29 protein-coding genes are annotated in these 25,522 nt (G+C 48.6%); 7 read left to right on the top strand and 22 right to left on the bottom strand.

The annotated features are described in order from the left end of the window. Position 1 precedes the first annotated feature (1 nt). Together XMD579_RS08810 and folD are read left to right on the top strand one after the other, a co-directional pair. Positions 2 to 502, top strand: a complete 501-nt coding sequence (locus tag XMD579_RS08810) for a TIGR00645 family protein (protein WP_173481764.1) — start codon at positions 2 to 4, stop codon at positions 500 to 502. Between the two features lie 81 nt (positions 503 to 583). Then, positions 584 to 1,432 carry a bifunctional methylenetetrahydrofolate dehydrogenase/methenyltetrahydrofolate cyclohydrolase FolD gene (folD, locus tag XMD579_RS08805; protein ID WP_173506247.1) on the top strand — a complete coding sequence of 283 codons (849 nt, stop codon included), beginning with the start codon at positions 584 to 586 and terminating at the stop codon, positions 1,430 to 1,432. 204 nt (positions 1,433 to 1,636) lie between these two features. Here folD and XMD579_RS08800 read toward each other — a convergent pair whose 3' ends face one another. From XMD579_RS08800 to XMD579_RS08765, 8 genes are read right to left on the bottom strand one after another with little or no spacing between them, the layout of a single operon-like run. Next, the gene (locus XMD579_RS08800) at positions 1,637 to 2,050 is read right to left on the bottom strand and encodes a cytochrome c (protein WP_173480629.1); all 414 of its coding nucleotides are present in this window, start codon (positions 2,048 to 2,050) and stop codon (positions 1,637 to 1,639) included. Continuing rightward, a complete protein-coding gene (locus tag XMD579_RS08795) occupies positions 2,047 to 2,256 on the bottom strand; it encodes a heavy-metal-associated domain-containing protein (RefSeq protein WP_173506246.1) in 210 nt (69 codons plus the stop codon). The genes XMD579_RS08800 and XMD579_RS08795 overlap by 4 nt, the downstream gene beginning before the upstream one ends. A gap of 15 nt (positions 2,257 to 2,271) precedes the next feature. Beyond that, complete coding sequence (locus XMD579_RS08790; protein ID WP_173506245.1) at positions 2,272 to 2,727, bottom strand: c-type cytochrome; 456 nt, start codon at positions 2,725 to 2,727, stop codon at positions 2,272 to 2,274. Between the two features lie 49 nt (positions 2,728 to 2,776). Further along, entirely contained in the window at positions 2,777 to 3,127 is a 351-nt protein-coding gene (locus tag XMD579_RS08785) for a cupredoxin domain-containing protein (protein ID WP_173506244.1), read from the bottom strand. Between the two features lie 36 nt (positions 3,128 to 3,163). Then, positions 3,164 to 5,416 (bottom strand): heavy metal translocating P-type ATPase, encoded by a 2,253-nt coding sequence (locus tag XMD579_RS08780; protein ID WP_217364110.1) that lies wholly within the window; start codon positions 5,414 to 5,416, stop codon positions 3,164 to 3,166. After that, entirely contained in the window at positions 5,403 to 5,828 is a 426-nt protein-coding gene (locus tag XMD579_RS08775; RefSeq protein ID WP_173506242.1) for a MerR family DNA-binding protein, read from the bottom strand. Before XMD579_RS08775 ends, XMD579_RS08780 begins: the two co-directional genes overlap by 14 nt. A gap of 38 nt (positions 5,829 to 5,866) precedes the next feature. Continuing rightward, entirely contained in the window at positions 5,867 to 6,217 is a 351-nt protein-coding gene (locus tag XMD579_RS08770) for a hypothetical protein (RefSeq protein WP_173506241.1), read from the bottom strand. Between the two features lie 10 nt (positions 6,218 to 6,227). Continuing rightward, positions 6,228 to 6,533: an SHOCT domain-containing protein gene (locus tag XMD579_RS08765; RefSeq protein ID WP_217364109.1), complete on the bottom strand. Its 306-nt coding sequence runs from the start codon at positions 6,531 to 6,533 to the stop codon at positions 6,228 to 6,230. 498 nt (positions 6,534 to 7,031) lie between these two features. On the opposite strand from XMD579_RS08765, the gene XMD579_RS08760 reads away from it, so the two are divergent. Beyond that, positions 7,032 to 7,649, top strand: coding sequence for a LysE family translocator (locus tag XMD579_RS08760; RefSeq protein ID WP_173482553.1), 618 nt, complete (start codon positions 7,032 to 7,034; stop codon positions 7,647 to 7,649). A gap of 65 nt (positions 7,650 to 7,714) precedes the next feature. Here the strand turns inward: XMD579_RS08760 and XMD579_RS08755 are convergent, their stop codons facing one another. After that, entirely contained in the window at positions 7,715 to 8,131 is a 417-nt protein-coding gene (locus XMD579_RS08755) for a MarR family winged helix-turn-helix transcriptional regulator (RefSeq protein WP_254443635.1), read from the bottom strand. Positions 8,132 to 8,311: 180 nt separating this feature from the next. Between XMD579_RS08755 and XMD579_RS08750 the strand changes: the two genes are divergently transcribed. Then, on the top strand, positions 8,312 to 10,231 hold the full coding sequence (locus XMD579_RS08750; RefSeq protein WP_173498303.1) for an FAD-dependent monooxygenase: 1,920 nt from the start codon (positions 8,312 to 8,314) through the stop codon (positions 10,229 to 10,231). Positions 10,232 to 10,380: 149 nt separating this feature from the next. Next, positions 10,381 to 12,321, top strand: coding sequence for an acetoacetate--CoA ligase (locus XMD579_RS08745; RefSeq protein WP_173482555.1), 1,941 nt, complete (start codon positions 10,381 to 10,383; stop codon positions 12,319 to 12,321). 22 nt (positions 12,322 to 12,343) lie between these two features. Here the strand turns inward: XMD579_RS08745 and ybaK are convergent, their stop codons facing one another. From ybaK to trxA, 5 genes are all read right to left on the bottom strand, one after another. Further along, positions 12,344 to 12,823, bottom strand: coding sequence for a Cys-tRNA(Pro) deacylase (ybaK, locus tag XMD579_RS08740; protein ID WP_173481756.1), 480 nt, complete (start codon positions 12,821 to 12,823; stop codon positions 12,344 to 12,346). Positions 12,824 to 12,838: 15 nt separating this feature from the next. Continuing rightward, complete coding sequence (locus tag XMD579_RS08735) at positions 12,839 to 13,573, bottom strand: NAD(P)H-flavin reductase (protein ID WP_371739863.1); 735 nt, start codon at positions 13,571 to 13,573, stop codon at positions 12,839 to 12,841. A gap of 77 nt (positions 13,574 to 13,650) precedes the next feature. Then, the gene (ubiD, locus tag XMD579_RS08730; RefSeq protein ID WP_173494634.1) at positions 13,651 to 15,129 is read right to left on the bottom strand and encodes a 4-hydroxy-3-polyprenylbenzoate decarboxylase; all 1,479 of its coding nucleotides are present in this window, start codon (positions 15,127 to 15,129) and stop codon (positions 13,651 to 13,653) included. A gap of 83 nt (positions 15,130 to 15,212) precedes the next feature. Further along, entirely contained in the window at positions 15,213 to 16,472 is a 1,260-nt protein-coding gene (gene rho, locus XMD579_RS08725; protein WP_173481811.1) for a transcription termination factor Rho, read from the bottom strand. 180 nt (positions 16,473 to 16,652) lie between these two features. Next, positions 16,653 to 16,979: a thioredoxin TrxA gene (gene trxA, locus XMD579_RS08720; protein ID WP_173481753.1), complete on the bottom strand. Its 327-nt coding sequence runs from the start codon at positions 16,977 to 16,979 to the stop codon at positions 16,653 to 16,655. A 137-nt stretch (positions 16,980 to 17,116) separates the two neighbouring features. Between trxA and XMD579_RS08715 the strand changes: the two genes are divergently transcribed. Continuing rightward, a complete protein-coding gene (locus XMD579_RS08715) occupies positions 17,117 to 18,073 on the top strand; it encodes a hypothetical protein (RefSeq protein ID WP_254443081.1) in 957 nt (318 codons plus the stop codon). 39 nt (positions 18,074 to 18,112) lie between these two features. Here the strand turns inward: XMD579_RS08715 and zapE are convergent, their stop codons facing one another. The 7 genes from zapE to yrfG all read right to left on the bottom strand — a co-directional run bounded on the left by zapE (position 18,113) and on the right by yrfG (position 24,486). Further along, positions 18,113 to 19,507, bottom strand: coding sequence for a cell division protein ZapE (zapE, locus tag XMD579_RS08710; RefSeq protein WP_217362096.1), 1,395 nt, complete (start codon positions 19,505 to 19,507; stop codon positions 18,113 to 18,115). A gap of 200 nt (positions 19,508 to 19,707) precedes the next feature. Beyond that, positions 19,708 to 20,190 (bottom strand): Ivy family c-type lysozyme inhibitor, encoded by a 483-nt coding sequence (locus tag XMD579_RS08705; protein ID WP_173506240.1) that lies wholly within the window; start codon positions 20,188 to 20,190, stop codon positions 19,708 to 19,710. A gap of 127 nt (positions 20,191 to 20,317) precedes the next feature. Next, positions 20,318 to 20,560, bottom strand: a complete 243-nt coding sequence (locus XMD579_RS08700) for a hypothetical protein (RefSeq protein ID WP_173506239.1) — start codon at positions 20,558 to 20,560, stop codon at positions 20,318 to 20,320. 206 nt (positions 20,561 to 20,766) lie between these two features. Then, positions 20,767 to 22,314 (bottom strand): phosphoenolpyruvate carboxykinase, encoded by a 1,548-nt coding sequence (locus XMD579_RS08695; protein WP_173506238.1) that lies wholly within the window; start codon positions 22,312 to 22,314, stop codon positions 20,767 to 20,769. Positions 22,315 to 22,500: 186 nt separating this feature from the next. Further along, a complete protein-coding gene (hslO, locus tag XMD579_RS08690) occupies positions 22,501 to 23,379 on the bottom strand; it encodes an Hsp33 family molecular chaperone HslO (protein WP_173481747.1) in 879 nt (292 codons plus the stop codon). A gap of 67 nt (positions 23,380 to 23,446) precedes the next feature. Beyond that, on the bottom strand, positions 23,447 to 23,827 hold the full coding sequence (gene hslR / locus XMD579_RS08685; RefSeq protein WP_173481746.1) for a ribosome-associated heat shock protein Hsp15: 381 nt from the start codon (positions 23,825 to 23,827) through the stop codon (positions 23,447 to 23,449). Next, positions 23,824 to 24,486, bottom strand: coding sequence for a GMP/IMP nucleotidase (gene yrfG, locus XMD579_RS08680; RefSeq protein WP_173506237.1), 663 nt, complete (start codon positions 24,484 to 24,486; stop codon positions 23,824 to 23,826). Before yrfG ends, hslR begins: the two co-directional genes overlap by 4 nt. Positions 24,487 to 24,526: 40 nt before the next feature. Here yrfG and nudE point away from each other — a divergent pair, with 40 nt between their 5' ends. After that, positions 24,527 to 25,072, top strand: coding sequence for an ADP compounds hydrolase NudE (gene nudE, locus XMD579_RS08675; RefSeq protein WP_173481744.1), 546 nt, complete (start codon positions 24,527 to 24,529; stop codon positions 25,070 to 25,072). Here the strand turns inward: nudE and XMD579_RS08670 are convergent, their stop codons facing one another. Beyond that, the gene (locus XMD579_RS08670; RefSeq protein ID WP_173481743.1) at positions 25,073 to 25,357 is read right to left on the bottom strand and encodes a hypothetical protein; all 285 of its coding nucleotides are present in this window, start codon (positions 25,355 to 25,357) and stop codon (positions 25,073 to 25,075) included. It lies immediately after the preceding gene. Positions 25,358 to 25,522: the final 165 nt, after the last annotated feature.

The raw sequence follows: 25,522 nt of genomic DNA, 5'->3' as shown, positions 1-25,522 counted from the left end.
CGTGGCTGAACGTTTTATTGAGCGCTTGATGTATTCAACTCGCTGGATTTTAGCGCCCATTTACTTAGGACTTAGCTTAGCCCTAGTCGCATTGGCCATTAAGTTTTTCCAAGAAGTGATACACGTCCTGACCGATGTCACGGTTCTACCAGAGGCTGATCTCATTTTGATCATTCTCTCTCTTATTGATATCGCGTTAGTCTCGGGTTTGATCGTCATGGTCATGTTTACCAGCTACGAAAACTTTGTCTCGCGCCTCGATATTCGTGAATCGACCGAAAAGCTCGAATGGCTTGGCACACTCGATACCAACTCGCTGAAGAACAAAGTCGCCGCCTCCATCGTCGCCATCTCTTCAATCCACTTACTTAAGGTCTTTATGAATGCGAGCAACATCGATAACGATAAACTGCTCTGGTACGTTGTCATTCATCTAACCTTTGTTATCTCAGCAGTGGCAATGGGTATGCTCGACAAGATCACCCGCAAAAGCCCTAAATGAGAGAGCTGATCGAGCATAATCCGATCAGTAGTGATAGAATCCGTACAATTCAATTTGCAAGACCCCAACCACAGGAAAACCATGACCACACTGATTCTTGATGGCAGCGCCGTTGCTAAAAAAACCGAAGCTGAACTCGCGACACGCGTTGAAAACCTTAAAGCGAAAAGCGGCGGTCAAACGCCTGCGCTAGCTACGATTTTGGTAGGGGCTGACCCAGCGTCAGCAACCTATGTGCGTATGAAGCAGAACGCCTGCAAACGCATCGGCATGGAATCAATCACGGTTGAGATGGGTGCAGAGACAACCACCGAAGAGCTGTTAGAGAAAATCCAAGAGCTGAACAGCAATCCCAACTGTCACGGCATCCTGCTGCAGCACCCAGTACCAGAACAGATTGATGAGCGTGCCTGTTTCGATGCCATCGCTTTAGAAAAAGACGTAGACGGTGTCACCTGTCTTGGCTTCGGTCGCATGGCGATGCAGGAAAAGGCCTACGGCTCCGCAACTCCTCAAGGCATTATGCGTCTTCTAGACGCTTATGACATTCCGCTTTCAGGTAAGAACGCTGTCGTAGTTGGTCGCAGCCCTATTCTAGGCAAGCCGATGGGCATGATGCTGTTAAACGCTGATGCGACTGTGACCATCTGTCACTCACGCACCCAAGGACTAGCCGACATTATCAAACAGGCTGATATCGTCGTGGGTGCGGTTGGCCGCCCAGAATTCATTAAAGCAGAGTGGATCAAAGATGGCGCCATCGTTGTCGATGCTGGCTACCACCCAGGCGGTGTGGGTGATATCGAACTTGCACCACTAGAGGGTCGTGTTGCTGCTTTGACTCCTGTCCCAGGCGGCGTTGGCCCTATGACCATCAACACTCTAATATTCCAGTGTGTCGCAGCCGGGGAAAAGAAGATATCTGGCTAAAGCTGAATGCTAACTGATTGCATTTAAAACCAACGAAGGAGAGCAGTAGCTCTCCTTTTTGTTTCTTATCGGCACAACGCAGACGGCTACTCACGACCCTCAAGAGACTCTGGGCTAGTGACCCCATTCGGCACATAGCAGTCGCTAAAGAATGTCAGTTGTGGCTCACAAAAAATAACCATGAGCCACGTCCAGACAATCTTTTTACATCTTATGTGGAACCGTTTTGATTCCATTTATCTCCTGCATTTCACGTATATATTGAATGATTGCAGGAACTTGCATGAATGTAATCTGCTCTTGTGCAGGCATATCACCAAATGGCCAGTGATGTTGCCGTGTACCGTTTTTAATAGCACTCACAATAGACTGATTTGAATGATGCCCTGGATTGTAAATCGAGTGAATTAAAGGAGGTCCCTTATCACTACCTGATCCATTTTCACCATGGCATTGCGCACAGTTATCCTTGAATACTTTGGCACCAAACTTTGCTCTATCGCTCAGCGCACCAGTTTTAACATCGACGTGATTCTCTTTATGACCTGCGTGTACTGGAACACTTAACCCCAGAACAAACGAAGAACAAAGAAGCATTTTTAAACTTTTATTTATCACTGATTTACCACTTCAGATTCATAGCCTGCATCTTGGAGTAGACTTAGAACTTCATCTATAGATTTTTCTGTCGCCAGTGAAACTGTTTTACTATCAAGCTCTACACTGACCTCACTGATTACAGTATCTGCAGCCAATGCTTCCTGAATTGATGATACGCACCCTCCGCAGTTCATCCCTTCAACATACAATTTAATGTTATTCACAGTGATTCCTCTTCGTTATTTGTTGTTCACCATCTCTGTATGGCGCTGAGCTAAGTCCTTTGGCCATTCAGATTTAATATAGGCTAAAACATGCCAGATTTGCTCATCTGTGAGCTTTTTCTCGAACGCTGGCATATTAGATTTGTACTCTTTTCCTGCAATCGACTGTACACCAAACTTAGTTAGCTTAAACAAAAGCTGATCATCATGATGCCAAGTGTGACCTGACACATCATGCGGTGGTGCAGGTAAGTAGCCGTTCTCGTCACGCTTCTGCCAATCCGGCTCACCCTTTAGATCGGCACCGTGGCAGCTAGCGCACTCGTTTTGATAAATCGTTTTCCCAGCACTCACCGCCTTGGCATCAGTGTAAGGAATTTTGCCCTGAGCACTGTTAGTCGAAACGAAGGCAATGGCTGTACCCAGAACAACTACGCCAGCAGCAACGCCTAATTTTGTTCCATTATTCATAATCCATCCAAAATAGGTCTATGGAAATTAAGATGTTTGACGACTCTATCTATTCGACCGTGATATCACCCCGGTACATCTGCATCTGGCAATGAAACGCGTAGCTGCCCGCAGGGCTCGCTGGAATCTGAATCGCTTTTACCTTGTTTATGGGTAGCGATACGCTAATGCCGAGATCGGGGACCAGCAGCATTTCAGAGCAGGGGGCTTTATCTTCGCGCAAAAAATTGAGCGTTGTGGGTTTGCCTGCCGGTATCTTGATATGTGCGGGTGTAAACACACCGTCAGCGACTTTGATGGTCTGCTTCGCTGACGCAACCGAGGCGACAGGCTTGTAGAGCCAGAACCACCAGACAATCAGTCCGATTAATACTAGACCTACTAGGTTGATGAGTATCATCGGTTACTCCTCCTCAGCGCTTCTGCGCCCTAAAAATTAATGCTGCTGCGCTTTAAACAGGCGCAGTCGATTGGCATTGGTGACGACTGTTAGTGACGAAAAGGCCATCGCGCCGCCGGCTATAATGGGACTGAGTAGAACGCCAAAGATTGGGTACAACAGACCCGCAGCGATCGGTATGCCCGCAACGTTGTAGATGAACGCGCCTACCAGATTCTGTTTGATGTTCGCTAGCGTAGCCTTGCTTACTGCAACGGCATCGGCCAGTCCGTGCAGTGAACCTCGCATTAGGGTGATATCCGCGCTCTCGATCGCAATATCCGTCCCGGTGCCGATCGCGAAGCCAACGTTAGCCTTAGCAAGCGCCGGCGCATCGTTAATACCATCCCCCGTCATGCCGACAATCTCACCCTTCATTTGAAGTGATTCAATATGGGCAAGCTTATCCTCAGGCATCACTTCGGCATGGTACTCATCGATACCTACCTGGGCGGCTACGGCTTTAGCCGTGGCACTGTTATCACCAGTTAGCATAATGACTCTCATACCCTGAGCATGCAGGCGCTGAATGGCCAGTTTGGAATCAGATTTGATCGGATCAGCAACGGCAACAATCCCCGCGAACTGATTGTCGATCGCAATAAACATCGGAGTTTTCGCCTGACTGGCGAGGCGCTGGGCTTCATCGACCTGAGCACTGATGTCGATGTTGTTATGCTGCATAAATGAGGCGTTACCCAATAACACCGTCTTGTCACTGAGGTTGCCAGAAACGCCCTGACCGGAGTGCGCGTGAAAATCTGTGACTTTCTCCAGGCTCAAGCTTTGCGCTTTTGCCGCTTCTACAATCGCTTCTGCCAGTGGATGCTCTGATCCAGTCTCGAGGCTGGCGACCAGTGCCAATAGATCTGATTTGTCGAGGTCAGTAACCGGTATTATATCGGTCACAGCCGGTTTGCCTTCAGTGATAGTGCCGGTTTTATCAAGGACCATCGCCGTGATCTGAGAAGCGGTTTGCAGTGCTTCCCCGTTGCGAATCAGTACACCGGCCTCAGCCGCTTTACCCATCCCAACCATGACGGACATCGGTGTTGCCAGCCCAAGCGCACAGGGACAGGCGATAATCAGCACGGTTGTCGCTGAGATAATGGCGAAGGCAATCGTGGGTTCGGGTCCAAAGTTGGCCCAGATCAGCGCGCTGACAATGGCGATGATCATAATCGCGGGTACAAAATACTCGCTGATCTTATCGGCAAGGCGTCCAATCGGTGGTTTGGAGTTCTGCGCCTTTTTAACTGAAGCGATAATCTGCGACAGCGCCGTGTTCTTGCCCACCCGTGTCGCTTCATAGAGTAGCGATCCACTCTTGTTTAGCGTGCCGGCAATGATCTCATCACCGATCTCTTTGACGACTGGAATAGGTTCACCAGTCAGCATCGATTCATCAATTGAAGAATGCCCTTCGACAACGCGGCCATCGACGGCAATCTTTTCGCCTGGGCGAACGCGTAGCTTGTCGCCCATAACGACATCATCGATAGGGAGATCTACCTCTTCATCACCACGGAGGACACGGGCTGTTTTTGGTTGCAGGCCGATTAACCGCTTTATCGCTTCCGAGGTGCGTCCACGCGCTTTAACTTCCAGTGCCAGACCCAGATTGATCAGACCAATGATCATCGTTGTCGCTTCAAAGTAGATGTGTCGTGCCATTTCTGGGAAAAGCGAGGGTGCTGTCACTACCGCAAACGAGAAGAGCCAGGCGGCTCCTGTTCCGAGCGCGATCAAAGTATCCATATTGGCTGAGTGGGTTCGAAACGCCTTCCAGGCTCCGATATAGAAACCACGACCGGCGAGTACCATAGTTGCCAGCGTAACCAGGCCGATAATGCCCCAAACGAGTCTCTCCGTGCTGGTGGTGACAGACATTTCACCGATGAATAGTCCATAGATCATCAGCGGTACACCGATGCTCAAGGAGACCACGACGTTGCGCATCAGCTGCCGGTAATACTGTGCGTCAGCGGCTTCTTTCTCCGCCAAGCTGTCAGCTTCGGACTCGTTTTCGGATTCTTTTGCACCGTACCCTGCCTGAGTAACCGCAATTATCAGCGTATCAGACTCTACGTCGCCTTCAATCGTCGCGGTGCGATCAGCAAAGTTCATTTCAGCCAAAGTCACCCCGGGTACTGCTTTCAACGATTTCTCGATTTTAGCGACGCATCCAGCGCAACTGGCACCTTGAATATCCAGAATAATTGGATGCTTCGCGACCTTAATGCTGTTCATGAGCTTCATCCTCTGTAAACGTTTCAATGAGGTGGCAAATAGACTCGTTGGTAGGACACTGGTCTTCCATTTCGTTCCAGGTTTTAGCGGCTGCAATCATGCGGTTTCTTAGCGCGACCATGTCACGGTACCTAGCTTCAGTCTCTTCCAGACGCTGGTTGATAATGTCCCTAACCAAACCACAGGCCGAATGCTGATTATCCGTCCGCGCGAATATCTCTCTAACATCATCGATACTGAATCCCAGGCTACGCGCTGCCAGGATGAACTTGAGCCGGTTGATGTCCGATGGACAAAAAAGCTTGTACCCGTTGTCTGGATTGATCTGAGGTTTCAGCAGACCAGCGCGAGAGTAAAACCGCACGGTATCGGGCGTGATAGACAGTAGCTTTGCAACTTCATTTACCTGCATGAAAGACTCCATTTTATTTCTCGACTCACAAAACTGGATCAATGTCCTGGTGGCGGTTTACTACAGCAGTGAGGCACATGCTTGGCATTATCGCGAACGTTCTGGTCGATTTGTCGATCCCACCCCAGCTTATATTGGTTCCACCAGCCTTTTTTTGGTTCGACGCTGTGTTGTTTAAGTACCTGTAGGATGGAATCTATACTTGTGATGGATGCATCATATGACACTTGCATCCGCTCAGGTGTCGAGTCAAACCCCACAGTATCGATACCTCTTATCAGTTGGATCTCAGCGTTAAGTTCCTCCAGATTTTGTTCCTTCAGACCACTGAGCTTTAGTTTGCGTTTAACCAAAAATGCTTCGTTAATACCAATTTTATGCGTATCCATATCGCCTCCCTTAATCTGACTCGAAGTCACTGAGTACACGTTTACGCTTCGCATATTCCTCTTCATCAATCTCGCCGCGAGCGTAGCGTTCATCGAGAATCCGGCGGGCATTATTGGATTCTTTGGGTCCAGTTCGAACAGATTTGACGGCCAGTACGATGATAAATATGAGAATGCCCCAGAACACTAGCATTCCGAAACCACCAAACATTCCAAATCCCCAGGCCATAGGGTGGTAATCACCGTCGGGGGCTGCGACCGCAATTCCGCTGAGGAGCATTGACGTTGCTGCGTATAGCCTTAATCTTTTATCCATAAGTCGTTCTCCTGCTTGCGCATTACTATAGGAAATAGTCGATCTAATCTTAGCTTAAACCTGTGAGTCGCTCATAGGTCAAGGATTGAAGACGAAAAAGTTGGAACTCCATATGAACGAGCGGTATTAAAACCGTGTGTATGAGGAACTCTCATGGACAGTGGACAGATCTTTCGTTGAATGGGATCGAAAGTTTGGTGATGAAACAAGCTCGAATAGTTTTACCTGCGAGAGTCTCAAAACTCGTAAATCGCTAGTTCCCTGTTTATCTTGTAGCTTTTCGAAAGTCTGCTTTTGAGTGCTTGTCCCAGTCGTGTTAGGGCGGCTATGTGCGCTTAGCCGACATCTGTTGGTCAGATGTAGATGTCGCATAAGTGCCGTAAAGCGAAGCTTAACTGAGTGTTCAAAGACGACCCAAAGCCCACATTTAATCGTTTACTTGCAGTTCTTTGTTTTAAACCACATCATTAAATATTGTGACATTTAATCGGTAGAAAGATGACTCTAGAAAGCTCCCTTTCATTCTTCTTGGCTGTTTTGGTCTTTGGGGTAACACCTGGCCCAGGAGTATTTGCAATTTTAGCTAGAGCATTGGTATCTGGCTCACGTTCATGTCTTTTTTTAGCATTCGGTATGACGATTAGTGACATTCTCTATCTAATAGCTGCATGCATCGGGCTTGCGGCACTGGCAACTCACTGGGGCGAAGTGTTTACAGTTATCCGTGTAGTTGGAGCTGTCTACTTAATCTATCTTGGCTGGAAAATGTGGAATGCCCCGCTTGATTTGGATTCCGTAGATTCCGATTCATCAACTTCAGGTGGTCTTTTGAGTTTTGTGCAGGGCTTTTTAATATCTGCATCCAACCCTAAAGTTATTCTTTTTTACATCGCATTCTTACCAACGTTTATGGATTTAAATGCTCTAGATTTAAGTGATATAGCACTTGCTGCTTTTCTAACTTTAATAGCGTTAATGATTGGCTTAATGGGAATTGCTGTTTTTGCAGCTAAAGCACGGAAGTTTTTTAAATCTGAACTGTCAGTAAAGCGGCTTAACAGAAGTGCAGGCTCTATAATGGTCGCAGCAGGGGCTTACTTAGTATCACGCAATTAAGCTTCTTATGACTGCTTAGTGCCGTTAGGCGATCCTCACTCATAGACTTCAGTAGTCAAAACATATTAAGAGACAACCTTTTGCGCCAATTTGATAAACAGAGCGCGCTCGTCATCACTTAAATTGGCTACCACTTGATCCTGTAACGCCTTAACCACCGGGGTGATCTCCTCCAGAGCCTTACGCCCTTCTTTGGTTAGCGTCACCAATTTAGCGCGTCGATCTTTGGGGTTTGATTTACGCTCTACCCAACCACGTTTTTCGAGTCGATCAATCACGCCTCCAATCGTCGCTTTGTCGTAGTGAATCGACTGCGCGATCTGTGACTGCTCCATCTCGCCATGCAACTCTATTGCCTGCATTGAGGCAAATTGCACCGACGTGACATCGGCACCGATACGCTTCATCTCATCTTGAAACACCTGATTCGACTGCTGACTTAAGCGACGTATCAGGTGACCAGGCATCTCGTAGTAGGACAACTCGTTCTCCAACACTTTTTACTGTTTGTTCCATCCTATTTGAAAAGAACTAGTTTGTATACTTACTAGTTTACAACCACATAAAACTTTGGTTACACTATGAGCACAAATAGTAAGCATACTTACTAACAAGGTTCTCTGAGCCGCACTAAGAGACAGAAGATAATAAGGAGTCTAGTGATGCAATATTACGAAGATGGTTTCCGTGGTGGTAACCCAGATCGCAAAAATGCTGCACCTAACCGTCGCGAATTCGCGCCTAATGCCATTCTTCCTGAAAAAGTCGATGTACTGATTGCAGGTACAGGCCCTGCAGGCCTCTGTCTGGCGGCTCAGCTCTCTCAGTTCCCCGAGATCAGCACGATGATCGTTGAACCAAGCCCAATGAATATCCAAAAAGGTAAAGCCGATGGTATCAACACGCGTACCATGGAGATGTTCCAAGCCTTTGGTTTTGCCGATGCCGTTAAGCGTGAAGCTTACTGGGTAAACCAGACCAACTTCTGGATGCCAGACCCAGAAAATCCAAAGAATATCCAACGCATTGGCCGTGTACAGGATGTTGCTGATGACTCATCTGAAATGCCTCACATCATTGTTAACCAGTCACGCATCCACCAGTGGTTCCTTGAGGTGATGGATAACTCACCGACGCGTATGCAACCAGATTACAACTGGTCGGTAGAGACGTTGGAAGTAAACCCATCTCTTGATGAATACCCAGTGACAGTGACTCTGGTGAACACCGGTGTAAACAAAGGCCAGAAGAAGATTGTTCGCGCTAACTACGTGGTCGGCTGTGACGGTGCACGATCTAACGTTCGTACCGCCATTGGTGGCGAGCTGCACGGCGATGCTGCTCACCAGGCTTGGGGTGTAATGGACATCCTAGCTAACACAGATTTCCCTGATGTTCGCCAGAAATGTTTGATCACCTCTGCCACTGAGGGCAACGTACTGATCCTTCCTCGTGAAGGTGGTTACATGTTCCGTATGTACGTGGAGCTGGAAAAACTAAAAGAAGATGAGCGCGTTGCCAACCGCAAGTTCACATCGGATGACACGATCGCAGCGGCTAACCGCATCATGCACCCATACAGCATCGATGTGAAAGAGGTTGTTTGGTGGTCTGTTTACGAGATTGGTCACCGCATGACGGACCGTTTCGATGATGTGACTGATGAAGAGCGTGCAACTCGCAACCCTCGCGTATTCACTGCGGGCGATGCCTGTCACACGCACAGCCCGAAAGCGGGTCAGGGTATGAACGTATCAATGCAAGATACCTTCAACCTAGGCTGGAAGTTAGTCCACGTACTGACTGGTCAATCAGACGCATCTCTACTACACACTTACTCTAAAGAGCGTTGGACAGAAGCGAAACGTCTTGTTGAGACCGACCACGAGTGGGCGCGCATCATGTCGGCACCTCCTGGTACGTCTGAACTGGATAAAGGCGATGAGCCTCGTTTCGTTCGTGCCTTCAAAGAGAATCTGGAGTTCACCGGCGGTCTGGCCGTTAAATATGATGAATCAATTCTAACCGGTGCACAAACTTACCAAGCACTAGCAACAGGAGAAGAGATTGGACGTCGTTTCCACTCAGCGCCGGTTCTACGCCTATCAGATGCTAAGCACATGCAACTTGGTCACGCAGCTCAGGCCGATGCTCGTTGGAGAATCTACGCATTTGCAGGCAAAAACGACACCAGCTCAAGCTCTGCCATTCATACGCTAGCGGACTGGTTAGAGAACGACAGCAACTCACCGGTTGTTAAGTACACCAAGTCAGGTGCTGACATCGATTCAGTCATTGATGTTCGCGCTGTATTCCAGCAGACATTCTACGACTTGGATTACGATAAAATGCCTTCTCTACTGATTCCTAAGAAGGGCAAGCTGGGTATCCAGGATCATGAGAAAGTCTTCTGTGTTGATCATAAAGGTAATGGCGACATCTTCGATATGCGCGGTATCGATCGTGAGCAAGGCTGTATGATCGTCGTTCGTCCAGACCAGTACATCGCACACGTACTGCCACTATCGGCAACCGACGAATTGGCCGACTTCTTCTCCAACATCTTTGTTGAGCAGAACTAAGTTCAGATCCAAGGATCAAAGGCACCTCAGGGTGCCTTTTTTATTGCGCACATCAACGGTTTCGCGAAGTGAATTCCGCTGTTTTTCCGCTTGAGTGAATGAACGCCTTAACTTAAGGTTCTTATAGTGTCTTAACCCTAGGTAACCTCATGTCTAAACTGCTATGGCAGCCAAGTAATCAACGCATTGCAGCTGCACGCTTAACCGAATTCCAAAACCGCGTGAACGACCAGTGCTCACTGGCACTGTCGACTTATGATGATCTGTGGCAGTGGAGTATCGATCAGCCCGATCAGTTTTGGGGCTCGGTGTGCCAGTTTCTCGATATTGAGTTCAGTCAGCCAGCACAAGAGGTTCTACAAACCGGGATTGGAATTCGTGACGCCCGTTGGTTTGAAGGGGCCAAGCTCAACTTTGCCAAGCATCTATTAAAACGTCGCGATGACAGCATTGCGATCATTTTTCGGGGTGAGAATGGCAAACGCAGAACGCTGACCTATGCAGAGCTCTTTCAGCAGGTTGCATCGGTACAGGGCTACCTGAAAAAGATGAATATCGGCGCCGGCGATCGTGTTGCAGGTTACCTACCCAATGCGCCAGAGGCGATCATTGCGATGTTGGCCACCACAGCACTGGGAGCGGTTTGGACATCCTGCTCACCTGACTTTGGTGTCAATGGCGTCGTCGACCGGTTTGGGCAAGTTGAACCGAAACTGATCTTTACGATAGATGGCTACCACTACGCAGGCAAACAGATTAACAACCTCGACAAACTACCGGAGATCGTTGATCGCATTCCCAGTGTAGAAGGGGTCGTGGTCTACCCGTTTCTGAATGATTCACCCGATCTAACGGGGATCAAGGGAGCACAGCCTTGGTCAGAGGCACTGGACGACCAAGCCGGCGACATCGATTTTGTTGAACTCCCTTTTGATCACCCGCTCTACATCCTCTACTCATCGGGCACGACAGGAGTTCCTAAATGCATCGTGCATGGCGCTGGCGGAACACTGCTCCAGCACATGAAAGAGCTAGCCCTACATACAGACTTAGGCCCTGACAGCCGGTTAATGTACTTCACAACCTGCGGTTGGATGATGTGGAACTGGATGGCATCTGGTTTAGCAGTTGGTGCTTCACTCGTTCTGTTTGATGGCTCCCCTTTCCACCCGACTGCCTCGGCACTGTGGGACATCGTGGAGCAAGAGGAGATCACTGCCTTCGGCACCAGCGCCAAGTACATAGCCGCGATTCAGAATGCCGGTTACTTACCCAATCAGCACCACAGCTTTGCTCAGCTTAGATCGATACTCTCGACCGGATCGCCACTCTCACCGGAAAGTTTCGAGTTTATCTATGACTCAGTTAAACAAGACCTTCATCTGGCCTCTATCTCAGGCGGAACCGACATCGTCTCATGCTTTGCGTTGGGTGTGCCGACCCTCCCCGTCTACTCAGGCGAGTTACAGGCCAGAGGCTTAGGTATGGCCGTTGATATTTATGACGATGAAGGCAACTCTTTGCTCGAGGAGAAGGGTGAATTGGTGTGTACAGCCCCCTTCCCTAGCCGCCCCATCGGTTTTTGGAATGATCCGCAGGGTGAACGTTACAAAGCAGCCTACTTTGAACGCTTCGATAACATCTGGGCGCACGGTGATTACGCTGAACTGACAAAACGAAAGGGCGTGATCATCCACGGTCGCTCTGACGCGGTATTGAATCCAGGCGGTGTCCGAATCGGTACAGCCGAGATCTACCGTCAAGTCGAAAAGGTCGCGGGAATCACCGATAGCATCTGCGTCGGGTTACCCAAAGAGGATGATGTCGTGGTAGCGCTCTATGTCGTGCTCGCAGACGGCCTGGAACTCACCGACGACCTAGTGGCCGAGATAAAACGCACCATCCGCAACAACACCACGCCGAGACATGTACCCGGTATCATCAAAGCGGTTACGGACATCCCGAGAACCAAAAGCGGAAAAATCGTTGAGCTAGCAGTACGCAACGTGCTGGTTGGCGAGCCGGTTAAAAATAGAGAGTCACTGGCTAATCCAGAGGCGTTAGAGCTGTTTGAAGGGTTAGGAGTTTAGGAATTAAAACGACCCAAACTAATTAATTTTTAAACTTAGCAATCGCTGCAAACTGACCTTGTGTGACTCTCAACAGGTCAGTTGGTGCCAACTCAATCTCAAGTCCACGTCTGCCAGCGCTGACATACAAAGTCTTCAAAGACTCGGCACTCTGATCAATTAAGGTAGCAAAAACTCGCTTCTGCCCCAGTGGACTGATCCCTCCAACCAAGTAGCCGGTTAAGCGCTGAGCAACCTGAGGATCCGCCATCGATACTTTTTTCTGTTTTAGCGCTTTGGCTGCGGCTTTGAGATCCAACGTTGCTGCTACTGGTATGACTGCGACCGCTAGCGCATTTGGGCCTCGGTCAGTCTCAAGCATCAAAGTTTTAAAAACCTGACCTGGGTCGAGGGCTAACTTATCTGCAGCTTCGAGGCCGTAAGCGGCCCCGGGTGCATGTTCATACTGATGCGTATTGAAGGATATTTTTGCCTTTTTGGCAGCATCAATAGCAGGGGTCATAGGTGAATTTAATGATTAAGGACGCGGAGCGTAGGCAAACACGTCAGATTTCATCTGACTCTGAGTAAAGCCCTGCTCTTCTAAAGCATCCAACAGTGCATACACCATTGCCGGCGATCCGCATGCGAACACCTCTGCTTTTGTCAGGTCGTCAACATCTTCCACAATGGCCGCTGGTAGTAAGCCCGTACGTCCACTCCAACCCGGGCTCTTATCTGGTTCACTAACGACAGGAATAAAGTGAATGTTGGCGTGGTGCTCTGCCCAGCTCTTCGGCAACGCTTCGAGATACATATCCTCTTCAACCCGCGCGCCCCAATAGACATGGATCGGATTTTTGCGCGCACTGGCGATCAGGTGCTCAACAATACTTTTCACCTGTGAAAAACCGGTACTGGCGGCAGCAAAGATGATGGGCTGATCGTCATTGAGCTCATCTAGATTGATGGTGCAGTCGCCCATCGCCAACTCCACTTCAACGCTCGGTTGATGCAGCAGATGTTGGACAATCGAATCGTTAAACTCACTGTCAGGCATATGGCGAATGTGAAGTTCTAATTCACGACCTGCCTCGGGTGCCGAGGCAATAGAGAATGAAGCTTTTTTCCCGTCTGGCAGGCAGATATCTAGATACTGTCCCGCTTTAAATTCAGCGCCCGCTTGCTCAGACTCAGGAAGCAAAAGGCGGATACGGTAAACATCCCTATTTAACAGATCAGCCGATAAAATCGTCGTAACTTTCCTTGCCACGTTCACTCTCCAAATAACAGTCCACGCGATGCGTGAATTAACAATTTACTCTAGTCAGGTAACTAAATAGTGGGGACTTAGTCGTCGATTCCAAGATCAGCCCAGATATCATCTACTCGACGTTTCACCGACTCATCCATGGTAATGGGCTCTCCCCATTCACGATCCGTTTCGCCCTGCCACTTATTGGTCGCATCCAATCCCATTTTGGAACCCAACCCAGACACAGGGGATGCAAAGTCCAAATAGTCGATCGGGGTATTCTCAATCATCACCGTATCCCGAGCCGGATCCATACGCGTAGTAATGGCCCAGATGACATCCTGCCAGTCACGAGTGTTCACGTCTTCATCCACAACGACAACAAATTTGGTGTACATGAATTGACGCAAGAAGGACCATACCCCCAGCATCACACGCTTAGCATGACCCGGGTACTGCTTCTTCATACTGACGACCGCCATGCGGTAAGAGCATCCTTCTGGTGGCAAGTAAAAATCGACAATTTCTGGGAACTGCTTCTGCAGAATCGGTACAAACACCTCGTTCAATGCAACGCCCAGAACAGCCGGTTCATCCGGTGGACGGCCCGTGTAAGTACTGTGATAGATCGCATCAGCACGTTTCGTGATGCGTTCCACCGTAAAGACGGGAAAACTGTCGACCTCGTTGTAGTAGCCGGTGTGGTCACCAAACGGACCTTCGTCCGCCATTTCGTCAGGGTAGATGTAACCCTCTAATACGATTTCTGCACTAGCAGGCACTTGCAGGTCGCTACCAATACAGGACGTCACTTCCGTTTTCCCACCCCGTAACAGTCCAGCAAAAGCGTACTCGGACAGAGTATCGGGAACCGGTGTCACAGCGCCCAGAATGGTCGCCGGATCCGCACCCAAAGCCACCGCAACCGGGAACGGCTCGCCTGGATGCTGTTGCTTCCACTCAAGAAAATCCAACGCACCACCGCGATGCGACAGCCAGCGCATGATCAGTTTGTTCTTAGCAATTTTCTGCTGACGGTAGATACCTAGGTTTTGACGCTTTTTGTTTGGGCCGCGAGTAATGACCAATGGCCAGGTCACCAAAGGACCAGCATCACCTGGCCAGCAGGTTTGAATCGGAATCAGATCCAAATCGACAGCATCACCCTCAAGTACCACTTCCTGACAGGGCGCCTTTTTGACTACCTTAGGCCCCATATTCAGCACTTGTTTGTAGAGCGGTATTTTGTCCAGTGCATCTTTAAAGCCCTTGGGTGGTTCAGGCTCTTTAAGTTGCGCCAGCAATTTACCGACATCGCGCAGTGCCGAAACGGACTCTTCCCCCATGCCCAGTGCAACGCGATCAGGTGTACCAAACAGGTTGCCTAATACCGGCATGTCATAACCAACCGGGTTTTCAAACAGCAGTGCTGGACCACCGGCTTTTAACGTGCGGTCACAGATTTCTGTCATCTCTAAATTGGGGTCGACAGGATGCGTTATTCGCTTAAGCTCACCACGAGCTTCCAGCTGGCTAATAAAATCACGCAGATCTCTGTACTTAGGTGTCGCCATACAATCCTCGGCAAAAACAAAAAAGGGCGAGTGGTAAATGCTCGCCCTGTTTCAATACTAAGCCAAATAAACGCTCAGATTGATTACTTACGCTTCATCGAAAGGAAGAACTCTTCGTTGGTCTTGAAGTCCTTCAGTTTATCGATGACAAATTCAGTTGCGGCCGCATCTTCCATTGGATCCAACAGCTTACGCAGAATCCACATACGTTGGAGCTCTTCTTCTGTTGTAAGAAGATCTTCACGACGCGTACCTGAACGACGAATGTTGATCGCAGGGAAGACACGCTTCTCAGCAACGCGACGATCCAGGTGAACTTCGGCGTTACCAGTACCTTTGAACTCCTCAAAGATGACTTCATCCATCTTAGAGCCCGTATCAACCAGAGCCGTAGCAATGATCGTCAAGCTACCACCCTCTTCGATGTTACGTGCCGCACCAAAGAAACGCTTAGGACGCTCAAGTGCATGCGCATCGACACCACCGGTCAGTACTTTACCCGAAGAAGGCACAACCGTGTTGTAGGCACGGGCTAGACGGGTAATCGAATCAAGTAGAATGACAACGTCTTTCTTGTGCTCGGTTAGACGCTTCGCTTTCTCTAGCACCATTTCAGCCACTTGTACGTGACGTGATGGCGGCTCATCAAACGTTGAAGCTACCACTTCACCACGCACCGTACGCTGCATGTCGGTTACCTCTTCCGGACGTTCATCAATCAGAAGAACAATCAGGTAACACTCTGGGTTGTTACGTGTGATGCTATTAGCAATGTTCTGTAGCATCAGTGTCTTACCGGCTTTAGGTGGAGAAACCACCAATGCACGCTGACCTTTACCAACCGGAGTCACTAGGTCTAAGACACGAGCGGTAATATCTTCTGTACTACCGTTACCGATCTCCATACGCAGACGCTTTTGAGCGAAGAGTGGCGTAAGGTTCTCAAACAGAATTTTGTTCTTGGCATTTTCAGGCTTGTCGTAGTTGATCTCAGCCACTTTAAGCAGTGCGAAGTAACGCTCACTGTCTTTCGGTGGGCGGATCTTTCCGGCAATGGTGTCACCCGTGCGCAGATTGAAACGACGAATCTGGCTTGGCGATACATAAATATCATCAGGTCCAGCTAGGTAAGAGGAGTCCGCTGAACGAAGGAAGCCGAAGCCATCCTGTAGGATTTCAAGAACACCGTCACCGTAAATATCTTCACCACTGCGGGCGTGCTTCTTAAGGATCGAGAAGATGACATCTTGTTTACGAGAACGAGCAAGGTTATCTAGGCCCATTTCTGCTGCGATATCGAGCAGTTCAGGCATGCTTTTTAGTTTGAGTTCGGTAAGGTTCATTTTTTCGTTATGAATAGTGTCGTGCACGACGAGAGCCGCGAGACAGGAATGATTGAAATTAGAAGAAGATTATTTGGGTTGGTCAGAAATCAACCAACGGAGTTAATATATAACCAGTTGGTGGTGCTGTCTAGCCAATAGACAAAGAAAAGGCGGGATATCCCGCCTTTTACCTAATATTTAGATGTTTGCGTCAACAAACGCCGTTAGCTGCGACTTAGACAGTGCGCCAACTTTGGTTGCTTCAACGTTGCCGCCTTTGAAGATCATCAGTGTTGGAATACCACGAATACCAAACTTAGGAGCGGTTTCAGCGTTTTCGTCGATGTTCAACTTACACACTTTCAAACGACCCGCGTACTCAGTCGCAACTTCTTCTAGGACCGGTGCAATCATCTTACAAGGGCCACACCACTCTGCCCAGTAATCAACCAGTACTGGACCTTCAGCCTTTAGGACGTCCTCTTCGAAACTTGCGTCAGTTACGTTTAGGATGTTTTCGCTCATCTGTTCTTATCTCCAATGCGTTTTACGCGAAGCGGTTGCAAGACTTGTCTTAACAAGACATCAACCTTAAATTGCAAAATAACTTGCCCAATAATAGCATCTGCTCACCAATAATGGGAATGATGTCGAGAACTGTGATGAATCCACTAATGAAACACCTGCGTGAAGTCACAGAGGACAGTGTTCGCGTTACCCTGACCCTGTTCAAAATACTCATCCCAGCCATCGTCATTGTACGCCTATTGGAGCTAATCGGTGCAGCCGACTTCTTAGCCGACACACTCAGTGCACCTATGGAGTGGCTAGGTCTACCAGCCATTGCCGGCATTGTCTGGGCCACCACGCTGCTCACCAACATCTACGCAGGCTTAATTGTCCTATTCACCTACTCACAAGCCTGGACACTTGAGCAGATTACGTTGATGGGCATCCTGATGCTGGGTGCGCACAACTTGATTGTTGAGATCGCCATCACCTATCGAGGGGGTTGCCGATTATTGCCGATGATTCTAATTCGCATCGGCGGCGCACTCGGGCTTGCGATCTGTATGCACTGGGTCTACCAAGATATGCCCAGCATGCAGCAGCTGGTTAGCTTCGATTTTGCCCCAGAGATTGGTGACAACAGTTGGACCGCGTGGCTAAGTGCACAACTCGAGATGCTATTTTGGACCGTTGTCGTCATTTTTGGTTTGGTAGCCGTTCTAAGAATTGCCAAAGTGACGGGTTTAGAGCGCGCCATCGAATATCTACTTAGACCGATTCTCAAACTGATTGGTATTAAACGAGAAGCCCTACCGATGAGCTTAATAGGGATGACACTGGGATTAGCCTATGGTGGTGGATTACTGATTCGTGAAGCAGAGCGAGGCACCATCAGTGGACGCGATATTTTTGCCTCTTTTGCCCTTCTTGGCCTGTGTCACAGCCTGATTGAAGATACCCTACTGATCGCACTAACCGGTGCAGAACTGCACGGCATACTCTGGGCTAGATTGGCTTTTGCACTGATTATCATTGCCCTACTAACGCGGCTACTACCTCTGATATCAGATCAAACCTTCTATCGATTCTTCATGAGAAAGCAGGAGTAATATTAAAAACTGAGAGGCGGCTTTGAGTCGTTGAAGTTTTTACCGCCCCCAATCCTTACCACTCATTTCGACCAACCGAGACGCGGCTCGTCGAAAAGAGAAGGCTAGATCATTGGCGGCCGATAATTTTGCCAGTGACGCGCCATTTAGACCCGTTGCCGACCACTCCATATCTTCACCCTCTTTGGAACGAATCATGGTCGTCGCAAAGGAGCTTGAGTTGCCCCCTTTTTCACTAACAAACAACTCTTCATTGCCATCGCTGCGTTCAATTTGCGCTGAGAAATCGACAAACAGTTCATCGAGTGGGACGTTGGCTGCCAGCACCAAGCGGGTGCGAGATTCATAACACAGGTCAATGAGGGTCAAAAATCGTCGCCCTTCGTCAAGGTGATTGACGTCTAATTGCGGAACACCGTCGATGATGAGGACCGGAAATCGGTCGCAAAGGGAAATATAATCGGACGCGCCAAGCGGCTGGTGACACAACTCGGAAAAATCAAACCAGGCGCACCGGTCATTATGTCGTTTGACCTGGACGGTGCGGCCGAAGCGTACGTCAATGACCTCGTCCTCAGTTCCCGATACAGTGCCACCAAATATATCTTTAAGCTGCGACTGAATGTTGTTATTGCCATGTACATCCTTGTTTGACCAAAAATAGGAATGACCATCTGCTCGAGTTTCGAGTCGATAATCTCTGGCGGAATCCTCCATGGAGATAATGTCGAACCTGTCTTTTAACATGTCTATGAATGGCAAAAAGAGGGATCGGTTAATGCCTCCCTCATACAATGTATCCGGGGAGCGGTTTGAGGTGGCGACCACTACGACATTCCTATCCAATAATAATGAAAACAGTCGCTTCAAAATCATGGCATCGGCAACATCGGTTACTTGAAATTCATCAAAACAGAGGAGTTGAGCTTCCTGTGCCAATTGTTGTGCAACAACAGGCATCACATCATCTAGTGGGTGCTTCTGTTTGAAGACAAATAGGCGATGGTGCACGTCTAGCATGAATTCATGAAAGTGGACGCGGCGCTTGGTAATAGAAGCCTTAACCGACGCGTAAAAGAGGTCCATTAGAAAGCTCTTGCCGACTCCGACCGGACCATGGATATAGATACCGCGCGGTGGTGGACTAAAAGACCACAAATTGAGTTTCTTTCGAAGAGAGAACTGAGCGGAGACCAAAGATCGTCCAAGTGGAAGCGGGCTGTTGCTAGTAGTACTGCTCGCTATCGATTTATCAGAACCCACAGGGACTGGCGGTAGCAAGGCAAGCGAATCATGCAGAGCATCGAGTTTTGCGGCTAGTGTGACTTGTGCCTCATCTCGTTGCACCTCCCCCGCATCCACCATTCGTTCATAGGTCTCAGTCACGGGGCCTATCGATAGGGGTTGCTGGGTGACGAAATGTTGTGCTGCCATATTCTTCCTAACCGTACTCATCATGAATCTGATCAGTAATACGGTATGGTAGGCAATATATGATCAAGTCTTTCATTGAAACCACTCATCGCGTTTCTCCTGTTTGTTAGATAGTTAAAATTTACCCCCAAGCCTCAGTAATATGAAATTAGATCTGTTTATCGGTCTGATAACCTTTTGGCTATAGTTGATAACGAGAGTTATTTGAGCTCAGCTCTGCAAAGGTCTGCAAACTGAGGCAGAACATAAATTGGCTTGCCCCCATCATAGAACTTCAGCTTTACGCCGAATTGGCGAGTCACCTCGTCGAAACTAGTCATCACCCCATGAGCGAGAGGGCATGTTTTGGAGGCGACAAACGTAAATTTGCTGCCCCAACAGTTGTGAGGCTCACAAATACTGTAAATTTCGAAAACGAAACCGCCCTCCTCTACGTACTCAACTGGATGCTCCACGGCACCGTTGTCCAGGTATTCAGCCAACCACTGATCTACACCAACCTCGCCTTCAAACAGTCCGTTCCATTTCATCCGATAGTCCGGTTTGTCGATCACGTCTGTGAGATAGTCAGGCATTGGTTGTTCTAATACATCGGAGAAATCGTCACGCGTTGGGTTTTCTTCAGCTTGAACTGGAACCGCTAGCATAAACACGCTCAACACAGCTGCAATTTGATTGTTCATAGAAGAGCCCCTTGTCCTGAGACGATATCTGTCTCATTTTACTTTAAGGATTAGCGTCGATATCAGCTTTTACAGTAACAAAAAAGGCGACCTAAGGTCGCCTTCCAATCAAAGATATGCAATGTAATTACTTTTTACCTTTTTTGTACTGTTTTTTTAGCTGACTGCCCGAGCCATCGCCAGACTTTTTCATCGTTTTAGTCTGTGTTTTGGTCTGTGCCATAGTACCCAAATCTGAGCCGGCGCCATCTTCAACGTGTAGCATAAGTTTCTGTTGAGTTTGTGTCTGTAGTGCCTCATCGGCAATGGCAAAGTTGATCGACACTGTAGATAAAGAGGCAACTAATGCTGCGGTAATCATCTTTTTCATAATAAGCTCCAATAATGTATTCATCGTTGCCGGTGGTAACGATGAATACATTATTGTGTATCAAAATATTAAGTTGGGTTTCTAAGGTGTAAATAAAGGTAAAGTTGTAAAACTAGAACTCAATACCGTCGAGAAACTTTAAAACTCATTTTTTAAACAATAAAAAAGGCGACCTAAGGTCGCCTCTCTATACTGCATGCTGCCTCTTATATTTGAGGGCCCGCTGCAATGATCTTCTCATCAACGCCTTCGAATTTTTCGAAGTTGTTAACAAATTGCGATGTTAGATCTGCACAGGCAGCGTCGTAATCGGCGCCGTTTGCCCAAGTATCGCGTGGCACGAGTAGGTTGTCATCAACACCTTGTACAGTTACTGGCACTTCTAGGTTTAGACCAGGAATGTGCTTAGTCTCTACATCTTTCAAGTAACCGTTTTGGATCGCTGAGATGATGCCGCGAGTCGTTGGGATGCTGAAACGCTCACCTGTACCGTAGCTACCGCCTGTCCAACCGGTATTCACTAGGTAAACTTTAGAACCGTACTCTTCGATACGCTTGATCAGTAGTTCTGCGTACTCGCTTGGTGGACGTGGGAAGAATGGTGCACCAAAGCAGGTAGAGAAAGTCGACTTGATGCCGCCGCCTGAACCCATCTCTGTAGAGCCAACCAACGCTGTGTAGCCAGATAGGAAGTGGTACGCCGCTGCCTCTTTGCTCAGGATAGAGACAGGAGGCAGTACGCCGGTTAGGTCACAGGTTAGGAATACGATGTTATCTGGCTCGTCACCCATATTAGTCGCCGAACGCTTCTCAACATGGCTCAACGGGTAGGCACAACGACCGTTCTCTGTCAGGCTGACATCGTTGTAATCCGCTTCACGACACTCGTCTAGAACAACGTTCTCGACGATTGCACCAAAACGGATTGCATCCCAGATGATCGGTTCGTTTTTCTGGCTAAGGTTGATTGTCTTAGCGTAACAACCGCCTTCTAGGTTGAAGACACCGCCTTTCGCCCAACCGTGCTCATCATCACCGATTAGGTAACGGCTTGGGTCTGCAGAAAGGGTTGTTTTACCAGTACCTGAAAGACCGAAGAAGAGCGTCGTTGAGCCATCTTCACCAATGTTCGCTGAACAGTGCATTGGTAGCACGTCTTTTTCAGGTAGAAGGAAGTTCTGTACAGAGAACATCGCTTTCTTCATTTCTCCCGCGTAACGCATACCGGCGATCAACACTTTACGTTGTGCGAAGTTCAGAATGACACAGCCATCAGAGTTGGTGCCATCACGCTCTGGCTCACACTCGAAACCAGCAGCGTTAAGAATTTGCCACTCTTCTTTACCCTTAGGGTTGTAGTCGCTTGGACGGATGAAGAGATTTTGACCAAAAAGATTTTGCCATGCAGTTTCAGTGGTCATACGCACTGCAAGGTAGTGACTTGGATCAGAACCGACATGCACTTCAGAAGTGAAAGACTCTTGCTCAGAAATGTACGCTTCAACACGCGCCCATAATGCATCAAACTTGTCTGCGTCGAATGGACGGTTGATTGGCCCCCAAGAGATGGCATCGGATGTGCTTGGCTCTTGGACGATGAAACGATCCATTGGTGAACGACCTGTACGCTTACCGGTAGTAACGACAAGTGCACCTGTGTTTGCTAGTACGCCTTCATTGCGTGCGATAGCAGCCTCAACCAACGCGGCAGGCGTCAGGTTAAGGTGATTCTCTGCGATTGACTCTTTAGTCATCAACTGATCCCTTGGGCTTTAACCCATTTGTACCTAAAAGTTACCGTCCTCAAAGAGGGCGGAACGCGGAAAATAATTTAAATAATATAATTGGTGGTTGGTTTGAAAGGTCGTGGCCAACTCTTTTTGTAGGTGCGCGATTATCTCATAGCCGGGGGCTCTAACAAACCCCCAGATCGATAACCTTTAGTGTAACGAGTCACTCTCGTTCAATGCCCCATCGTTGTGGAACAGTGCTTTAATGTCTTGCGCATCAAAATCATAGCTGCGATTACAGAAATGACAAGTTGTTGATACGACACCGTTATGCTCTTCAGCAAGGCTCAGAAGCTCCTCTTCGGTCATCGTTTGCAGAGCGGCTGCACTGCGTTGACGTGAACAGTCACACGAGAAGCTTAACGGCTCAGGATCTGTGATACGTGCGCTCTCTTGGTGGAATAGACGATACAACAGTGTCTCGTTATCCAACTCGAGTAGCTCATCGTTTTGCAGGGTTTGCGCCAGAGTAGAGATGTGATTCCAATCCTCATCACCATTGCCAGCAGCCGGTAACACTTGCAGCATCATGCCAGCGGCACGCTGACCATCGGTGGTCAGAATCAGTTGCGTGGGTAGCTGCTCTGATTGGCGGAAATAGCCTTCGATACACTCGGCAACGCTCGCCCCTTCAAGCGGTACAATGCCTTGGTAACGCTGACCCTGTTCAGGCTCCATGGTCAGCGCCATGCGACCATTAACAAAGGAGTGATCGAAACGCTCGCCGTGCTTTAGAGTCTCTTCGTCAAAACGAGCAATCGCACGGACCTGGCCTTTATCGTTGCACTCAGCAAGAAGCAGACGCAGTCCACTGTCGCCCTGTGCTTGAAGTGACAAACGACCTTCGATCTTCAAGTTTGAACTGAGTAGCACAACCGCCGCCAACATCTCGCCCAACAGGTGGCGAATCTCATCTGGGTAGTCACCATAAGCAATCGCTTGCTGGAAACTCTCTTCAAGACCGACAACAACGCCTCGCACGTCGGCATTATCAAACAGGACGCGTTGAATTTGATCAGGTGTGCTCATCAGAAGACCTATAATAATTTAACAATTGGGGCGCGATTTTACGCGGAATTGGTGCAGGTTTCAGCTATCAATCTCGTAAATAACCTTTAACCCGCAACAACTCACGACGGCTCTTTTTATCCGGTCGTGCATCAGGCCCTGAGCCCAACTGCTTACGCATCGCTGCGTTCTCTTCGCGCTTATTGATACTGGCTTGAGTCTCAACGTAGAGTTTTTGAGCTTCTGGCGCGCCACGACGTTGATCAGAGAGTGCAACGATCTCGATCTCTTTCTCGTCGTAGCCCTGACGAATCTTAAGCTTGGCACCAATCTCAACCGCTTTACTGCACTTTGCTCTTTGCCCGTTGTAGTGCACCTTACCGCCTTCAATCATCTCTTTGGCAATGCCTCGGGTCTTGTAGAACCGGGCAGCCCAAAGCCACTTATCTAGACGGATACCGCTACTCATTCGTTTACCATTACCTCATTAAAATCATTGATCGACATAAAATCACAATCACTCATGTCGCGTGGGGGCATCTGCAGATCAGGCTGATCAATCGTTAGCAGATGCTTGATGCCGAAATCATGTGCGGACTGCAGAACCGGTAGACTGTCATCCACCATCAATGTACGCTCAGGGTCGAAGGGCTCATGCTTCATAAGAGTCTCCCAAAAGGCTTGCGACTCTTTCGGATAGCCATAGTCGTGTGAACTGATCACACCCTGTACCTCATCCGCTAAATTGGAACGAGAGAACTTTAAATCAACCCCTGCACGGTGCGAATTGGTGACAATCAGCACACGTCGGCCACTCTGTTTGAGCCAAGCAAGAAACTCGGGCACAGAGTGGCGATAGCCAATCTTATCGGCCACCTCATGTTTTAACTCAGCAATCGGAAGCTGAAAGCGTTCGCTCCAGTAGTCAAAGCAGTACCAGTTTAATGTCCCCTGCTCCTCCATAATGTTCGACAGGATATATTTCTTAGCCTCTTCAACATCGATTTGGTGAATCTCTGCGTAACGAGCAGGCAGAAACTCAAGCCAGAAGTGTGAATCGAAGTGAAGATCCAACAGGGTGCCGTCCATATCTAAGAAGACGGTGTCTATCTCTTGCCATTGAAGCATAATCGGGGAACACTCTAGGAAACGTTATTTGGATACCAGTATGCCGATCAAACCGGAAATTTTGAAGGTCACTAAGCCAGAGAAGAGTGCACTGTTTCATGTCGAGCAGGTCGACCTTCGCTTCAGCAATGGTGAGGAGCGTCGATTTGAACGTCTGGCATCCAAGGGCCGAGGCGCCGTCATGGTGCTTGCCATCGATGCCCAACAGAACATCGTTCTGATTCGAGAGTATGCGACCGGCTTTGATGATTATGTCTTAACACTACCCAAAGGCGTGATCGATCCCGGCGAAGATGCCCTACAAGCAGCCAATCGAGAGCTTCAAGAGGAGGCTGGTTTTGCTGCCAATCAACTTCAGGTTATCCGGAATATGAGCGCGGTGCCCAACTACATGGGCAACTCACTGACGCTGGTTGTGGCGCAGGATCTTTATGAGAGTCGTTTAGAAGGTGATGAACCAGAGCCTCTGGAAGTTGTGAAATACCCACTGGCGGATATCGAGACACTGGCGATGCAGAGTGATTTTCATGAAGGCCGAGCCATTGCCGCACTGTTTCTGGTCAAGCAATGGCTTGCCGAGCAGTAGTTACTGATCCGCAGACTTACAGGCCAACGTACCAGCTGCAATAACGCGATCCACGCGCTCAGAAAAACCAGCATCAGACCGATCACTACGCAGAATGCGACCGACTTCCAAGTCGTCAAAGCGCTCGTGGACATAATCGGTTAGACAGCTGCAGCGCGCTTCAGAGGCACCTGACACCAGACAACCGTTCATAAACGGTTCGTAGGTTTTGGATCCAAAGTAGTTAACACGAACAATGTAGATGGCGCCCATAACAACGGCGATCCACAACAGAACCTTTGACATGCTTTAAGCCTTGTAAATGATCAAGATGGCCGCATTGTAATCAGAGGTGAACATAATTTCAGCTATCTTTAGTTGCAGATACGAAACAACCGAGTGATCTAAAGACATTACTTTTTGTGCCATTAATAGTCGGGCGAAAGGTGATATGATCGCATCCACTAACTT

Origin of the sequence: Marinobacterium sp. xm-d-579 (assembly GCF_013282935.1) — a bacterium.
Classification (GTDB): Bacteria; Pseudomonadota; Gammaproteobacteria; order Pseudomonadales; family Balneatricaceae; genus Marinobacterium_E.
The sequence above is the reverse complement of the archived record's forward strand: the minus strand, read 5'-3'. Positions and strand labels throughout refer to the sequence as shown.

What these genes read in the sequence shown, in the direction of transcription:
- XMD579_RS08750 (WP_173498303.1), top strand. Translation starts at nt 8,312, where the DNA reads ATGCAATATTACGAAGATGGTTTCCGTGGTGGTAACCCAGATCGCAAA.
- XMD579_RS08785 (WP_173506244.1), bottom strand. Translation starts at nt 3,127, where the DNA reads ATGATACTCATCAACCTAGTAGGTCTAGTATTAATCGGACTGATTGTC.
- XMD579_RS08705 (WP_173506240.1), bottom strand. Translation starts at nt 20,190, where the DNA reads ATGAACAATCAAATTGCAGCTGTGTTGAGCGTGTTTATGCTAGCGGTT.
- XMD579_RS08695 (WP_173506238.1), bottom strand. Translation starts at nt 22,314, where the DNA reads ATGACTAAAGAGTCAATCGCAGAGAATCACCTTAACCTGACGCCTGCC.
- nudE (WP_173481744.1), top strand. Translation starts at nt 24,527, where the DNA reads ATGCCGATCAAACCGGAAATTTTGAAGGTCACTAAGCCAGAGAAGAGT.
- XMD579_RS08765 (WP_217364109.1), bottom strand. Translation starts at nt 6,533, where the DNA reads ATGGATAAAAGATTAAGGCTATACGCAGCAACGTCAATGCTCCTCAGC.
- XMD579_RS08745 (WP_173482555.1), top strand. Translation starts at nt 10,381, where the DNA reads ATGTCTAAACTGCTATGGCAGCCAAGTAATCAACGCATTGCAGCTGCA.
- trxA (WP_173481753.1), bottom strand. Translation starts at nt 16,979, where the DNA reads ATGAGCGAAAACATCCTAAACGTAACTGACGCAAGTTTCGAAGAGGAC.
- ubiD (WP_173494634.1), bottom strand. Translation starts at nt 15,129, where the DNA reads ATGGCGACACCTAAGTACAGAGATCTGCGTGATTTTATTAGCCAGCTG.
- XMD579_RS08700 (WP_173506239.1), bottom strand. Translation starts at nt 20,560, where the DNA reads ATGAAAAAGATGATTACCGCAGCATTAGTTGCCTCTTTATCTACAGTG.
- XMD579_RS08790 (WP_173506245.1), bottom strand. Translation starts at nt 2,727, where the DNA reads ATGAATAATGGAACAAAATTAGGCGTTGCTGCTGGCGTAGTTGTTCTG.
- folD (WP_173506247.1), top strand. Translation starts at nt 584, where the DNA reads ATGACCACACTGATTCTTGATGGCAGCGCCGTTGCTAAAAAAACCGAA.
- hslR (WP_173481746.1), bottom strand. Translation starts at nt 23,827, where the DNA reads ATGAGTAGCGGTATCCGTCTAGATAAGTGGCTTTGGGCTGCCCGGTTC.
- ybaK (WP_173481756.1), bottom strand. Translation starts at nt 12,823, where the DNA reads ATGACCCCTGCTATTGATGCTGCCAAAAAGGCAAAAATATCCTTCAAT.
- XMD579_RS08715 (WP_254443081.1), top strand. Translation starts at nt 17,117, where the DNA reads ATGAATCCACTAATGAAACACCTGCGTGAAGTCACAGAGGACAGTGTT.
- zapE (WP_217362096.1), bottom strand. Translation starts at nt 19,507, where the DNA reads ATGGCAGCACAACATTTCGTCACCCAGCAACCCCTATCGATAGGCCCC.
- XMD579_RS08770 (WP_173506241.1), bottom strand. Translation starts at nt 6,217, where the DNA reads ATGGATACGCATAAAATTGGTATTAACGAAGCATTTTTGGTTAAACGC.
- XMD579_RS08670 (WP_173481743.1), bottom strand. Translation starts at nt 25,357, where the DNA reads ATGTCAAAGGTTCTGTTGTGGATCGCCGTTGTTATGGGCGCCATCTAC.
- yrfG (WP_173506237.1), bottom strand. Translation starts at nt 24,486, where the DNA reads ATGCTTCAATGGCAAGAGATAGACACCGTCTTCTTAGATATGGACGGC.
- hslO (WP_173481747.1), bottom strand. Translation starts at nt 23,379, where the DNA reads ATGAGCACACCTGATCAAATTCAACGCGTCCTGTTTGATAATGCCGAC.
- XMD579_RS08775 (WP_173506242.1), bottom strand. Translation starts at nt 5,828, where the DNA reads ATGCAGGTAAATGAAGTTGCAAAGCTACTGTCTATCACGCCCGATACC.
- rho (WP_173481811.1), bottom strand. Translation starts at nt 16,472, where the DNA reads ATGAACCTTACCGAACTCAAACTAAAAAGCATGCCTGAACTGCTCGAT.
- XMD579_RS08760 (WP_173482553.1), top strand. Translation starts at nt 7,032, where the DNA reads ATGACTCTAGAAAGCTCCCTTTCATTCTTCTTGGCTGTTTTGGTCTTT.
- XMD579_RS08780 (WP_217364110.1), bottom strand. Translation starts at nt 5,416, where the DNA reads ATGAACAGCATTAAGGTCGCGAAGCATCCAATTATTCTGGATATTCAA.